This is a genomic window from Sulfitobacter mediterraneus (assembly GCF_003054325.1).
Taxonomy (GTDB): domain Bacteria; phylum Pseudomonadota; class Alphaproteobacteria; order Rhodobacterales; family Rhodobacteraceae; genus Sulfitobacter; species Sulfitobacter mediterraneus.
In genome coordinates this window covers 1-14,828 of record NZ_QBKU01000015.1, presented here as the reverse complement: position 1 = coordinate 14,828, position 14,828 = coordinate 1, and the positions used below count along the sequence as shown (strand labels likewise).

Genomic DNA, 14,828 nt, shown 5'->3' with positions numbered 1-14,828 from the left:
GGCGCTTAACCCTTATACAGTTTTGGGTTCAGGACGTCGCGCATCCAATCGCCCAGAAGGTTGATCACCAGCACCAGCACCACCAGCACCACACCGGGGATGGCGGTGATCCACCAACTGCCGGAAAAGATGTAGTCAAAGCCCGATGAAATCAGTGAGCCAAGCGAGGGCTGGCTTGGCGGCATACCCAACCCCAGAAAGCTGAGCGAGGCTTCGGAAATGATCGCATTGGCGACCTGCACGGTGGAAATAACAAAGATCGGAGACAGCGAATTGGGCAGGATGTGCCGCACCATGATCCGTAAGGGGCCAAAGCCCAGCACACGGGCGCTGTCGACGTATTCTTTCTTTTTCTCGGCCAGCACGGTGGCCCGCACTGTGCGGGCGTATTGCGGCCATTCGGCCACGCCGATCACGGCAATCAGGAAGTACACCGCATATTGGTTAAAGGTTTCAGAGCCGAACATCGCCTGCGTCACCGCAAGAAAAATGATCGCAACCATCAGTGTTGAGAACGACAGCTGAATATCAGCCATGCGCATCAGCAAGCTATCAAGCCGCCCGCCGACATAGCCCGCAATCAGCCCGATTGAGATGCCCAGAAACGCTTGCAACGCCACGGCACAGAGCCCGATCAACAGCGAAAGGCGCGTGCCATAAAGGATGGTGGACCACAGATCGCGCCCCTGATCATCGGTGCCAAACATGAACTGCGGATCAGAACCATCCACCCAGACCGGCGGGTACTCACTGTTCATAATGTCGATCTGAGCCGGATCGTATGGATCAAACGGCGCAATCAGCGGCGCCAAAAGGGACATTACGGTGATAAAGGCAAAGATCGCCAATGACACCACGGCCACCGGATTGCGGCGGAAACTATACGCCATATTGGAATCCCAGATACGGCTCCAGCGAGAGGCCTCTGCGGCGTTGGTGGTCATGCTCATGCCCCCATCCTCGCTAGGTTAACGGTAGGATTGACCAGACCGTAAATCAGATCGACCACGGTGTTGGTCAGCACAAAGATGAACCCAACAACAATCAGATAGGCGACGATCAGGGGCGTATCGACGCGGTTCACGGCCTCCAAAAACATAAAGCCCATGCCCGGCCACTGAAACACGGTTTCGGTCAAGATCGTATAGGCAACCATCGTGCCGATTTGCACGCCGCCCACCGTGATCACCGGCAACAGCGTGTTCTTGAGCGCATGCACAAAGTAGATGCGAAACGGCCGGATGCCCTTGGCCTTGGCGTATTTCACATATTCACTTTGCAACACTTCCATCATCTCGGCCCGGATCAGGCGCACAAACAGCGGCAACATGATCGAGGCCAGCGCCAGCGACGGCAGCAGGATATGCGCCCAACCGTCCAAGGTGGCAAAGTTGGTGTCCCAATGACCAAAGACCGTCACCACATCGCCGCGTCCATATGAGGGCAGCCAGCCAAATTCGACGGAAAAGACAAAGATCATCAAAATCGCGGTCAGGAAAACCGGAATGGAAATCCCGACAATCGAGATGCCCATAATCAGACGGCTCAGGATCGTGTTCGGCTTAATCGCGGTATAGACGCCCAGCGGCACCGACAGCCCAACGATGATCAAGGTCGCGCCCAGCACAAGCTCAAGCGTAGCGGGCAGCTTTTTCAGGATCACATCCAGCGCCGGTTCCTTGAAGAAATAGCTGGTGCCCAGATCGCCCTGCAACGCATTGCCCAAGAACCGGGTGTACTGCTTGAGAAAGCTGTCGTTCAGACCCAGTTCATCGCGCAGCTCTTGCCGCACCTCTTCTGAGACCGATTGCCCAACGAGTTCACGCAGAGGATCCCCCAGATTGTCTTGAATGGCAAAACCAACCAGCGAGATCACAAGCATCACGGCGATGGCCTGGAACACGCGTTTCACGAGATAGGCGAGCATATTTTCTAACCTGTTATGTCGTTTGTTGATGCGCGGCCATCATAGCACCGCGCACGAAAAAACAACCTGTCATTAAGAATCCGGGGCGGCATAGGCCCGCCCCGGACAGGTGTCACGTTGACCGCGATTTATTTATCTACAACGAGATCGCCAAAGTATGGGAAGTTCAGCGCATTCACGATGGCTTCGGCATGTACGCCTTTGCGGGCGCCCCATGCGAGGTTCTGCCAATGCAGCGGGATAAACGCCGCTTCTTCGTACAGGATACCTTCCAGCTTTTGCAGCATTGCGCCGCGCTTGCCTGCGTCGGTTTCGCTGTTGGATGCATTCATCAACGCATCCGCTTCGGCGTTACAGTAGTTGCCGGAGTTGTACTGACCATTGCCGGTTGCCTCATCAGGGCAAGCAGACAGGAACTGGTGGAAGTTCGCAGAATCTTCGGTGTCAGAGTGCCAGCCGATCATCATCATGTCAGCCGCGCGTTCGTCGAACTTGGGCCAGTACTGGGCCTTTGGCATGGTCTGCAGGTCAACTTTGATGTTGATCTTGGACAGCATGGACGCCACCGCCTGTGCGATCTTGTCGTCGTTCACATAGCGGTTGTTCGGGGCCATCATGGTCACTTCGAAACCATCCGCATAGCCAGCTTCGGCCATCAGCGTCTTGGCTTTTTCCACGTCAAAACGTGGGGCCAGTGCCGGGTCGTGACCCAGATAGCCAGCCGGGCTTGCCTGTGCGCCCACGGTGCCAAAACCGCGCATGATGCGGTCTACGATACCTGCGTTGTTCACGGCATAGTCAATCGCCTGACGCACGCGGGCGTCTTTGAACGCTTCGACACGGTTCTGGTTCATCTGGAATGTGATGATCCGGGTGCCGGGCATGGTGATCAGGTTGGTGCCGTCGTTTTCTTCAACGCGCTTAAGATCGGTTGGTGGAACCGGCGCGATAAAGTCGACATCGCCGGACAGCAGTGCCGCCACACGTGTCGGGTCTTCTTTGATCGGCGTCAGTACGATCTTGTCCACGTTGCCTTTGGTCGCTGTGTCCCAGTAGCCGCCGAAACGGTCAAAGACCACTTTCACACCCTGCTCGCGCTCGGACACGGTGAAGGGGCCGGTGCCGGAAACATTGCGCGAGGCAAAGCTGTCGCCGTGCTTGACCAGTTCAGCTTTGTCTTTTCCGTCATCTGTTGTGCCGGTGTAGAATTTGCTGTCCATCGGGAAGATGTAGGTCGCTGTGTGCAGCACCAGCGGATATGGCTCGGATGTGATCAGATCAAACGTGTCTTCGTCGATCACTTTCACATCGGTGAACAGGCTGAAGATACCCTTGAAGTCAGGGCTTTCTTTCAAACGGTCAAAGGTCCACTCAACGTCAGCTGCGGTCAACTCGTTGCCGGAGTGGAACTTGACGCCGTCACGCAGATGAAAGCGGGTTGTGGTTGCGTCGATCTGTTCCCAGCTTTGGGCCAGACGCGCTTCGAATTGTAGGTCCTGTGTCCAACGCACCAGCGGGTCAAAGACCATGTGCGACAGCTGCAATGTGCCACCGGACAGTTGCTCATGCGGGTCAAGCGAAACGGGATCGGCGTCATAGGCCACTTTCACAGTGACCTCCGCCTGCGCAACAGTGCTGAGGGCGGCGGTCATCACGCCAGCCGCAGCAATGCGGATAAGTTTATTCATGGTGTTTCCTCCTTGTCGGATGCCAAGCATTGGCCTCCTGTATCGGTGGCAAATTGTTAAGACATGCAGGCGGGAAGTTGCCAATGCCAATTTCAAATCGCTCATGCAAATTGGTAATGGTCAAAATTTTTAGTTATATTAGAGAGAGTTATAGCTCTCCACGATCAAACCCGTGGAGAACCAACTCCGCAGAAACCCTCAACATCACTTCCCCCGAATGGCCCGGATCATAGATTCCGGGCCGCCCGCCACACATGATCGGCGCAAAACAGATCCTGCGCAGCAATCCCCAAGGACCGGTAAACCGTGATCTCATCTGCGCCTCTGCGTCCTTCGGCCTGTCCTCGATAGACATCACCAATTTCGGCGCAGATATCCGCCTCTGTCATCAGGCCCGCCTCAATCGCCGTGATGATATCGCGGGCCTGCGCAAGGGCGGAGGGTTTGTAGTCGACAAACAATCTGCCTTGCGCCACGAGGGCGCTATCAACCTCTTGCAAGCTTGGAATTGAGGCACCAACAGCGTTGACATGAGTGCCCGGGTCTATCCATCCCGCCTGCAAAATCACCTCTGCCGAAGAGGTCACGGTACAGGCAATATCCGCCCCGCGCACCGCCGCCTGCACATCCGGTGCTGCGGTAAAGGCGATGTCAGGGTACTGCTGCGCCTGCGCCGCAACGAAGGCCGCCGCCCGGTCCGGTGTGCGGCCCGCAATACGGATCTGCCGGATGCCGCGCACCTGTGTGAGCGCCGCAATATGGCTTTCGGCCTGCTCCCCCGTGCCGACAATCGCAAGCGTTTGCGCATCCGCGCGGGCCAGCACGCGGGTCGCAGCGGCGGTGGCAGCGGCGGTTCGGATCGCGGTCAGGGCATCCGCGTCCATGCAGACCACAGGCGCACCGGTATCGGCATCAAACAAGATCACCACCCCGATATGCGAGGACAGCCCCCGCGCGGGATTGCCGGGAAACAGGCTGAGGATCTTGACGCCATAAAGTACCGGATCACGCATCGCCCCCGGCATGATCCCCAGTTTATTGACCCCGTCGATGTCCATAATTGTGCGCAGCGGCAAATGGGCTTTGCCTTCTGCCACTTCAACCATTGCGGCCTGCACCACCTCAATGGCCTGCGCCATTGGCAAATGTTTTCGGATCTCGTCGGCGGTGATATTTTTCATGGTCTGGCGTCCTTGCCCGAAGGTTACGTCTGCGCCGATCACCTTATAGATCCTGGACAAGCGGACATAGGGCAATGTGTTCTGGCGTGGTCCCAGTGCGATTGACGCCGCGTGAAAGTTACAAAAGAAACTGGACGGAAAGACAGTTGCGCTTCTACACTTTCAGGGTCGGGGACTGTGCTGCCGCTATTTATCGCGGCAGGGCCACCCCATCCAGCGAGGAGCCATTGGCATGAACGCACCGACCCTGACCAACAGACTTGAGATGACGCTCGAAGATCGGCTGTCACAAGATGAGGGCTGGGTCTATATGACCGGCATGCAGGCGCTGGTCCGTTTGCCGCTCCAGCAACGCAAAAGGGATGCCGCTGCCGGGTTGAACACAGGCGGTTATATTTCGGGCTATCGCGGATCGCCCATGGGCCGCTACGACATGGAGCTTTGGGCCGCAGAGAAAGAGCTGCGCGCCCATAACGTAGTGTTTCAGGCGGGCGTGAACGAGGATATGGCCGCCACCGCCACATGGGGCGCACAGCAGGTTGGCCTGTTCCCCGGCGCCAAGGTCGAAGGGGTGTTTTCGATCTGGTACGGCAAAGCCCCCGGCATGGACCGGTCGCTTGACCCGCTGCGCCATGCCAATCTGGCCGGATCCAACCCCAAAGGCGGGTCGATCCTGTTGGTGGGTGATGATCACGGTGCAAAATCGTCAACGCTGGCCTGCTATTCCGACTATAACTTTGTCTCACTTGGTATGCCGCTTTTGGCCCCTGCCAATGCCCAAGAGGTTCTGGATTATGGGTTGCACGGCATCGCGATGAGCCGGTTCTCCGGTGCATTGGTTGGGCTGAAACTGGTCACGGACGTGGTTGAGGGCGGCGGATCGGTGCATGTTGGCCCCGAAAGCCCGCAGATCACCCTGCCCGCCTCGGATACACCGCCCCCCGGCATCACCCATTTCACCCCGCTGATGGAACAGGAACGCAGGCTTTGGGATGAAAAGATTAAACGCGCGCTGGACTATGCCCGCAGCAACGATCTGAACCAGATCAGCGGCAACAAAAGCGCGACCATCGGTATCGTGGCTGCTGGCAAGGCGTGGCAGGATCTGGCGCAAGCGCTGGCTGGAATGGGATACAAGGATGGCAAGATCGGCAATGCAGAGGTGCGCCTTCTCAAGGTTGGCATGGTTTGGCCGCTGGATGATGTCGCCGTCAAAGACTTTGCCAAAGGCCTTGATACGATCATCGTGGTCGAGGAAAAACGCCCACTTCTCGAAGATCAGATCCGCACACAGCTTTATGGCACTGCCCTCGCCCCCCGCTTGATCGGCAAAACCTTCAGCGGGCAGGCCTATTCATCAGACGCAGGTGATCCGGCCTTTCCCAACTTTGGCGAAATTGATCCAACGATGATTGTCCGCATCATTGCCCGCGGCGCGAACGAGGCCGACCCGGCCTGCGGCATCCCCCTGCCCAATCAACCGGATCAGCCCCCCGCCCTCGGCTCCAGCGGCGCGATCCGTGCGCCATCCTTTTGCGCCGGTTGCCCGCACGGGCGGTCCACGCAAGTGATCGACGGCAGCCGCGCCTTGGCCGGGATCGGCTGTCACTCCATGGCGATGCTGCGCGATCCGACGCGGACCAATTCAATGTCGCACATGGGCGGCGAAGGAGTTGGATGGCTGGGCCAATTCCCCTTCACGGACGAAAAACATGTCTTTACCAATATGGGCGATGGCACCTATTTCCACTCCGGCCTGATGGCGATCCGCGCGGCCATCGCAGCAAAGGCGCCGATCACCTACAAGCTGTTGCACAATGGCTTTGTCTCGATGACCGGCGGTCAAGCCCATGACGGTGATGTCTCACCCGAAAGCATGGTTGCACAACTGCGGGCCGAAGGGGTGAACCGCATTGCGCTGGTCTCGGATGAGCCTGAGAAACATGCAGGCGTACCCCAACCCAAGGGCGTGACGCTGCATCACCGCACCGCGATGGATCAGGTCCAGCAAGAGCTGCGCGAGATCCCCGAAGTGACTGTGCTAATCTTTGATCAACCCTGCGCCACCGAACGCCGCCGCTTGCGCAAACGCGGCAAATGGGTGGACCCGGACAAACGTGCATTCATCAATCCGGCGGTCTGCGAGGGCTGCGGTGATTGCTCAACCGTGTCGCAATGCATGGCGATTGAACCCCTTGAGACCGAGCTGGGCCGTAAACGGCAGATCAACCAATCGTCGTGCAACAAGGATTTTTCCTGTGTCGAAGGCTTCTGCCCCTCATTCGTCACCGTCTCTGGTGCCACTTTGAAACAGGCGCGGCAGCAAGCAGGCACTATTGACATCAGCCACCTACCCGACCCGCAGATCCCTACCATTGACGGGTCTTGGTCCGTGCTGGTGTCGGGCATCGGCGGCGCGGGCGTGGTCACGGTTGGCCAGACCCTTGCCGTAGCGGCCCATGCCGAGGGGCATTACTCGTCCAACCTCGACATCACCGGACTGGCGCAGAAATACGGCGCGGTGCATTCCCACATCAAGATCGCCGCCAGCCCCGCCGATATGCGGGCCACCCGCATCGCGGTGGACGAAGCCAATTGTCTGATCGGCTGTGATCTGGTTGTGGCGGCTGGTGATGAGGCCTTGTCATTGCTGAAATCCGACGATGCGGTGGCTGTCACCGATACCACGGTGGTGCCCACGTCCGAGTTTTCCAAGAACCCTGACTGGACCCTGAATGGCGACGAACAATTGTCGCGTCTGACCACCATCTTGGGCAATCGCGCCCGTGGATTGGCGGCGCAGGATCTGGCCGAAAAGGTGATGGGCGATCGGGTCTATGCCAATATGGTCCTGATGGGCGCGGCCTGGCAACAAGGCGGCGTGCCGCTGTCGCTGGCCTCGATCCACCGTGCCATTGCTTTGAACGGCACCAAGGTAGAACAGAACTATCAGGCCTTTGATCTGGGTCGCCTCGCCTATGCCGATCCGGTCGCGGCACAGCGGTTGGCAGGCGGCGACGCGCCCGTTGACCTCAGCGCCCGCCGGGCAGAACCCGTTGATGAATTGATCGCAAGGCGCACGGATTTGCTTCGGGCTTACGGCATCGCGGCCAATGTCACCCGCTACACAGACCGCCTGACCGCAGCCCGCCAAGCTGGATGCGATGATGCCGCGCTCAGGGCGCTGGCCAAGGGACATTTCAAAATGCTGGCTGTCAAAGACGAATGGGAAGTGGCCCGCCTCTATGCCGATCCGGCCTTCAAAGAGGGACTAAAACAGACCTTCGATGGCGATCTCAAACTGACCTTTCATGTCGGCGCATGGCCCTTTGGCAAGATGGATCAAGCCTCCGGCAGACCGATCAAAGGCGAAGTTGGCCCATGGGTGTTGAAGGCCTTTGGCGTGATGTCCAAACTGCGCGGCTTGCGCGGCACCTTGCTTGACCCTTTCCGCAACAGCGCCGAGGCAAAACTTGCCCGCCGTTTGCTGGCTGATTACGAGGCTGACGTGGCCTTTGCGCTTGAGAACTGGTCAGACGACAAATCAGGTGACATCACCGCCCTGCTGAACCTGCCGGAACAGATCCGGGGTTACGGGCATATCCGCGAACGTCAAGCGGAGGCCGCCGCAGTTGCGCGCGCCGAGCTTCGCACAAAGATCACCGCACAGCCGGCGCAGGTCGCCTGATCCAGAGAAATGCTGCCAAGGGTGAATTGCCCATACACCCGCAAAGCGATCTGAACTAAGATCGCACCAATCACAGATTGGGCTGCCAAATGCCGCAGCCCGTCGCGGCGATTGGAAGGATCAAACGTGCCAAAGAAAGAACCGACCGACAAGATCCTGACCCGCGCCAAAAAAGCGGCCAATGCCGGTGATTTTCAGACCGCAGTTACGGCTTTTGGACAGGTTCTGGCACGATTTCCATCGAACAAGCGGGCCTTGAAGGGGATGGCGGCGCTCAGGGCCACGGCCCTGCCGCAATTGCAAGCCGCTGCGCAACAGGCGCAAGAAGAGCGCCGCTGGCCTGATGCAGAAGCGCAGCTTCGGGCGGCCCGCCTGCTGGCCCCCGATCAGGCCGACATGGGACTTGCCCTTGCCGCCTGCCTCATGGAACAGCGTAAAGCGCCGGCTGCCCTTGCCGCTGTTCAGACCATTTTGAAGAAGATGCCGGATCACCCGCAAGCCTTGAACATACAAGGCGCGGCGCAGCGTTTGATGGGACAGGGTGCGGCGGCAAAGCAAAGCTTTACCGCCGCGCTTGGCGATCCGGTTTGGGATGTTCAAAGTCTCAACAACCTCGGCATTTCCGCCCGCGCCGAGGGCGCACGCACGGACGCGGCCGAGTATTACCGCCGCGCCATCGCGGCTGATCCGGACAATCCGGCGCTGCATCTCAACTTGTCGCAGGAAACCAACTATTCCGCCGACACGCCGCACCTGCAACAGATGCGTGACCTGCTGGCCTCTAAGGACAGAAACAACCCGGCGCTGGCCCCGCTGCATTTTGCCCTCTTCAAGGCCTTTGACGATCTCGGCGAAACAGACATGGCCTTTGCCCATCTGGAAAAGGCCAACACGCTGGCCAAGGCCAACCTGCAATACGATTTCCAAAAGGATGCGATCCCCTGCGCCCTCAGCAAAGTCCTGCTGAAAGAGCCGATACACTCTGCCGAGGTTGCCACCACACAGCGGCCGATCTTCATCACCGGTCTGCCGCGGACCGGAACCACATTGGCCGAACAGATCCTCGCCCGGTCAGAAGGCACGCGCCCCTGCGGTGAGCTGACGGTGGTGCAACTGGCCGTGGTGCGTCTGATGCGCGAAGTGATGGACCGCCCTCAAAAGGCCCTGACCCAGAGCGACATTGACGATCTAGGCGCAGAGCTGCGCAGCGGTCTTGCGGAATATGGCGATGGCGCTGCGGTTCTGATTGACAAGATGCCGCTCAATTTCCGCTGGATCGGCTTTATCTGTGCCGCATTGCCAGAGGCGCGTATTGTGCATATGTCCCGTGACCCGATGGCCGTCGCATGGTCGCTGTACCGGCAATCTTTTGACAGTGCAGGCAACGGATTTGTCTATGATCCAAGTGACATTGCCCGGTTCATGGCCCTGCACCGCGATCTGATGGCCCATTGGCGCAACTGCTATCCGGATCGGATTTTTGATCTGAGTTATGAGGCTTTGGTTTCCGACCCTGAGACCACAACCCGCGCTTTGGCCACCGCAACCGGTTTGGACTGGTCCGAGAATTGGCTTACGCCTGAAAAGGCCTCTCATCTGGTGCTAACGGCAAGCGCAAGGCAAATTCGCAAGCCGATCTTCCGGGACAGCAATGACCAATGGGCGCGATATGAGGCGCAGCTGGCCCCGATGCGGGCAGCGTTGGTGGCTGCTGGTTTGATCTAAGGGCGAGTGATTCCCGCGGTTCTGGCTGAATTCACGCTGCCATCACCGCACGATAATCGCCCTGAAATCATTGACGTTCGTACCTGTAGGACCGGGCGAGAACAGATCATCGCAAGCCTCAAACGCGCTGAACGCATCATTGGCGTTCAAATCGGCCCTCGGATCGCGGCCATGCGCGCGCATCCGCTGGCAACTGGTCGCGTCCACAAAGGCACCTGCGTTGTCTTCGGACCCGTCGATACCGTCAGTATCCGCGGCCAGCGCGGTGATCCCCGCCGCCCCCTCCAGATGCAACGCCAGTGACAGCAGAAATTCGGTGTTGCGACCACCGCGTCCCTTGTGGCGCAAGGTCACTGTTATCTCCCCTCCCGACAAGATCACAACTGGTTTGCCGAAGGGATGATCGCGGTCCTTGACCTGCCGTGCGATGGCCGCATGCATTTGCGCCACCTCCCGCGCCTCGCCTTCGATGGCATCCGACAAGATCACCGCATCTAGCCCACGTGCCTTGGCCAGCGCCGCCGCCGCGTCCAGCGATTGGCGTGCAGAGGCAATAACGCGAACAGAATTACTGGCAAAAACCGGATCATCCGGATGCGGCGCATTCGCCTGCAGGCTGGCGATATGAGCGCGAATGTGGTCGGGCATATCAATATTGTAGTGGTCAATCATCGCAATCGCATCTTGGCGCGTCACCGTATCAGGAACCGTTGGGCCGGATGCCACCTGCGCAGGATCATCACCGGGCACATCAGATACCACCAAAGACACAACCCGCGCTGGATACGCGGCAGCGGCCAGCCTGCCGCCTTTGATCGCACTCACATGTTTGCGGATCGCATTCATCGCCGATATCGGCGCACCGGAGCGCAGCAAGGCCTGGTTCAGCTCCTGTTCATCTTGCAAAGACAGCCCGTCTGGCGGGGCGGGCAAAAGCGCAGATCCACCACCGCAGATCAATGCGATCACCAGATCCTCAGGCCCCAACCCCGACACAGCCTTGAGCAGCGCCGCCGCCGCATCCAGGCCCGCCTGATCCGGCACCGGATGCGCCGCTTCCATCACCGTGATCTGCTTGCAGGGCACCCCAAACCCGTAGCGCGTGGCAACCACACCCGTCAGCGGGCCGGGCCATAATTGTTCCAATGCATTGGCCAATTGCGCGGCACCCTTACCCGCGCCAATAACTACGGTTCTGCCTTGTGGCGGGTCGGGCAAGGCGTTTTGCAGTGCAGTCATCGGATCCGCCGCGCCAACTGCGGCGCCGAACAGTTCAACCAGCAACGCTCTGTCCTTGGCCGCAGGATCAGGCACCGGGGTTGTCATCGACAGTGCCTGCAACAAATTGGTCCAGATCAATGATCGCACCCGTCATCATGCAGGCGTCCTTGGAGGCAAGAAACGCAACCAAAGCTGCGGGATCTTCGGGCATCAGCAAGCGGCCAAAAGGTTGACTAGCCCCCACGGTTTCACGCCAGTCATCGGGCAAACCGTGAACCTTGGTTTGGGTTTCCTGCTCTCCGGGGGTCCATGTCCACCCCAGATTGATCCCCAGCACCCGCACCCGGTCCCGTTTGAGCGTGTTTGCCGCGCTTTTGGTCATCGCCACCAGCGCCGCCTTTGTCGCGGAATAAGTCATCAGGAAGGGCGGGCCGCCATAGGCCAGCATCGAGGTGACGTTGATCATCACGCCGCCCTCTCGCATTTTTGGCGCAACCAGTTGCATCAAGAAAAACGGCGCCCGCACGTTGATCGCAAACAGCAGATCAAAGGCTTCGGGCGTCGTATCGGCCAAGCCGCCCCGCGCGGTGGAGCCTGCGGTGTTGGCCAGAATGTCGACAGGGCCAATTCCGTCTAGCGCGGCAGGAAGATCGCGCATCAGCCCATCAATATCCGCCAGATCCAGTGTCAGCACATCTGCCACAACGCCCCTGCCCTTGAGGCGGGCCGCCAGATCGGTCATTGCCGCCCCGTTGCGATCAATCAACAACATGCGCGTGACACCCTCTGTCGCCAAACGTTCTGCGATGGCCTCGCCCACGCCCTGCGCGGCGCCAGTGATGATAGCTGTCTTTTGGGTCATGTCATTTTCCTTTAACCGGCAAAGCGGGGTTCAGGCAGGCCCGTCACGCCCAATCCATCAATTCGAAAGGTTGCACCGCGCAGCGGGCCATCGCCGGGATGCCGGGGCAGCGGCGGTTCTGCCATAGAGGTCACAAAAAGCGTGTCGAGCTGTGGGCCGCCAAAGGCAAGGCTGGTGATTTTGCACACCGGCATTTCAATCACACGGTCGATGCTGCCATCTGGTGCAAAGCGGTGAATGCGGCCGTCAAAGACACAGGCCGACCAAACATACCCTTCACTGTCCACAGTTGCCCCATCCGGCGCACCGCCCCTGTCATCAGGCAGCGCGGCGAACGTGCGGCTGTTGCTGGGGGTGCCTATTTCGGGGTCATAATCATAGGCCCTGATCTTGCCCGTAAAACTGTCGGCAAAATACAGCGTGTGCCAATCGGGTGAAAAGCACGGGCCGTTTGAACAGATGATATTATCCTCCAACCGGTGCAGCGACAAATCCGGATCAAGCCGCCACAACGTGCCTGTCGGATCGGTTTCGCCCATGTCCATGGACCCGCACAGGAAACGGCCCGCGCCATCGACTTTTCCATCGTTCAACCGGTTGCCCGGCCGATCCGGTTCAGGATCAACAATATGGCGCAGCTCTCCGGTGTCAAAATCCAGCGCATGAAACCCGTCTTGCAAGGCGACAATCGCCCCGCCTGCCCGGCGCAGTGCCATGGATCCAATCGCGGACGGAACCGTCCATGCCGCCATCTCGCCGCCCTGTTCGGTACAGCGAAATATCCGGCGGCCAAGGCTGTCGATAAACCAAAGCCGCTGGCGTTCGACATCCCATATTGGCCCTTCGCCAAGCAGAGGTTTCACATCACATAGAACCGAGATCTTCATCAGAAATTCACTTCGTTCGCGCCTTTGAGCCCAAGGATCGAACGGGCCTCATCCGGTGTTGCATGGCTCAGGCTAAGACCCGACAGGACATCTTTGACCTTTTCGATCTGCTGGGCACTGCTGGTGGCCAGTTGCCCAGGTCCGGCCCAGAGAGAATCCTCAAGCCCAACCCGAACATGGCCGCCCGTTGCCGCTGCGGTGGCCGCAATGCGCAATTGGTTGGATCCGGCCCCAAGAACTGACCATTCATAATCATCCCCGAGCAATCTGTCAGCCGTGCGGCGCATCATCATCACATCCTCCGGGTGCCCACCAATACCGCCAAGCAGACCAAACACCGATTGCACAAACAACGGGCCTGATACCTTGCCGCGACCTTTCATGTGGGCCAGCGTATAAAGGTGACCGATGTCATAACATTCAAACTCAAACCTTGTGCCATTTGGACCGCATGTGTCGAGGATATGTTCGATATCTTTGAAGGTGTTGCGGAACACCACGTCGCGGGAATTTTCCAGATGTTCGTTTTCCCAATCGCGCCCCAGATCGGGGAAACGCGATTGCATCGGGAAAAGCCCCATGTTCATCGACCCCATATTCAGCGATGACAGCTCTGGTGCGAAATGGGCGGAGGGGCCCACACGTTCGTCTACTTGCATGAAGGGGCTGCCGCCGGTGGTGATGTTGATCACCGCGCCGGTTTCCTTAAGCGCAGGCAGAATGCGGCCAAAGGCTTCGACCGTTTGGTCCGGCCTGCCGGTTTCAGGATTGCGGGCATGGACGTGCAGAATGGCCGCCCCTGCCTCGACCGCGCGGCGGCCTTCGGCGATGATTTCCTCTGGTGTCACGGGCAGATAGGGCGACATCCCGGGGGTATGGATGGCCCCGGTCAGGGCGCAGGTCACAATCACGGTTCCGGTTTTTTGTCGAGCAGTCATAGTCTTAACTTTCTTTTTCTTCTCCAACGAACTTGGCCAGTTTGGCCAGTCTGTCGTCGCGCCAGTTGCTGCGCGTTTTTCTGTCATACCCCTGAAGCGCGTCGATCACGCTGTCAGATACCGGCCCGGACCAGTCCGTACGGCCGGGGCGATGTGCCCCGATCCGGTCATAGGCTGGTCCGTAACGGTCAATAAAATCCGCAACCCCGCCGGGGGCGTTGAGATCAATCGTTTCAAATGGCCCCATGAACACCCAGCGCCGCGCCAGCCCATCCCGCATTGCGGCGTCCACATCTTGCGGGCTGGCAAGACCCTGATCCACAAGGGCAAAAGCCTCATCCAGGATCGCGCCTTGAAGGCGATTCATGATGAAGCCTTCAACCTCACGCAGGGTGCGGATCGGTGTTTGCCGGATCGCTTGCATCAACCGGGTCGTGGTCTCCATCGTCTCAGAAGACGTCAATGGACCGGGTACCAATTCCACAGCCGGGATCAGATGCGGCGGGTTCAGAGGATGCGCCACCTGTCCGTCGTCAGGGATTTTGGAACCAAGAGCGGCTTAAACTAAGTGAGAGTTTGGCTCATCTGGTTAGTGTGATTATGCGGCGTGTTTGCCGTGATGCAAGCGTCGCGTTTCGAGCGTCTTGCGTTTGATCCTTTCGCGTTGTTTTAGAATGGCTTTGTCACGCCCGAAGTAGACATCTGCGGGCG

11 protein-coding genes are annotated in these 14,828 nt (G+C 58.9%); 2 read left to right on the top strand and 9 right to left on the bottom strand.

Annotated elements, in window-relative coordinates:
- Positions 1–5: 5 nt before the first annotated feature.
- From C8N31_RS18570 to C8N31_RS18555, 4 genes are all read right to left on the bottom strand, one after another.
- Positions 6–950, bottom strand: a complete 945-nt coding sequence (locus C8N31_RS18570) for an ABC transporter permease (protein WP_025049933.1) — start codon at positions 948–950, stop codon at positions 6–8.
- Positions 947–1,927 carry an ABC transporter permease gene (locus C8N31_RS18565; RefSeq protein ID WP_025049934.1) on the bottom strand — a complete coding sequence of 327 codons (981 nt, stop codon included), beginning with the start codon at positions 1,925–1,927 and terminating at the stop codon, positions 947–949. Before C8N31_RS18565 ends, C8N31_RS18570 begins: the two co-directional genes overlap by 4 nt.
- A 128-nt stretch (positions 1,928–2,055) precedes the next feature.
- Positions 2,056–3,615 (bottom strand): ABC transporter substrate-binding protein, encoded by a 1,560-nt coding sequence (locus tag C8N31_RS18560; RefSeq protein ID WP_025049935.1) that lies wholly within the window; start codon positions 3,613–3,615, stop codon positions 2,056–2,058.
- Positions 3,616–3,842: 227 nt separating this feature from the next.
- Positions 3,843–4,796 carry an ornithine cyclodeaminase family protein gene (locus C8N31_RS18555; RefSeq protein ID WP_025049936.1) on the bottom strand — a complete coding sequence of 318 codons (954 nt, stop codon included), beginning with the start codon at positions 4,794–4,796 and terminating at the stop codon, positions 3,843–3,845.
- A gap of 232 nt (positions 4,797–5,028) precedes the next feature.
- Here C8N31_RS18555 and C8N31_RS18550 point away from each other — a divergent pair, with 232 nt between their 5' ends.
- Complete coding sequence (locus C8N31_RS18550; protein ID WP_025049937.1) at positions 5,029–8,484, top strand: indolepyruvate ferredoxin oxidoreductase family protein; 3,456 nt, start codon at positions 5,029–5,031, stop codon at positions 8,482–8,484.
- Between the two features lie 126 nt (positions 8,485–8,610).
- Positions 8,611–10,209 (top strand): tetratricopeptide repeat-containing sulfotransferase family protein, encoded by a 1,599-nt coding sequence (locus C8N31_RS18545; RefSeq protein ID WP_146173148.1) that lies wholly within the window; start codon positions 8,611–8,613, stop codon positions 10,207–10,209.
- Between the two features lie 42 nt (positions 10,210–10,251).
- Here C8N31_RS18545 and C8N31_RS18540 read toward each other — a convergent pair whose 3' ends face one another.
- From C8N31_RS18540 to C8N31_RS18520, 5 genes are read right to left on the bottom strand one after another with little or no spacing between them, the layout of a single operon-like run.
- Positions 10,252–11,535: a glycerate kinase type-2 family protein gene (locus C8N31_RS18540; RefSeq protein WP_025049939.1), complete on the bottom strand. Its 1,284-nt coding sequence runs from the start codon at positions 11,533–11,535 to the stop codon at positions 10,252–10,254.
- Entirely contained in the window at positions 11,516–12,292 is a 777-nt protein-coding gene (locus tag C8N31_RS18535; protein ID WP_025049940.1) for an oxidoreductase, read from the bottom strand. Before C8N31_RS18535 ends, C8N31_RS18540 begins: the two co-directional genes overlap by 20 nt.
- Positions 12,293–12,303: 11 nt before the next feature.
- A complete protein-coding gene (locus C8N31_RS18530) occupies positions 12,304–13,179 on the bottom strand; it encodes an SMP-30/gluconolactonase/LRE family protein (protein WP_025049941.1) in 876 nt (291 codons plus the stop codon).
- Complete coding sequence (gene kce / locus C8N31_RS18525) at positions 13,179–14,117, bottom strand: 3,5-dioxohexanoate:acetyl-CoA acetone transferase (RefSeq protein ID WP_025049942.1); 939 nt, start codon at positions 14,115–14,117, stop codon at positions 13,179–13,181. The genes C8N31_RS18530 and kce overlap by 1 nt, the downstream gene beginning before the upstream one ends.
- A 4-nt stretch (positions 14,118–14,121) precedes the next feature.
- Complete coding sequence (locus C8N31_RS18520; protein WP_231476913.1) at positions 14,122–14,562, bottom strand: 3-hydroxyacyl-CoA dehydrogenase family protein; 441 nt, start codon at positions 14,560–14,562, stop codon at positions 14,122–14,124.
- Positions 14,563–14,828: the final 266 nt, after the last annotated feature.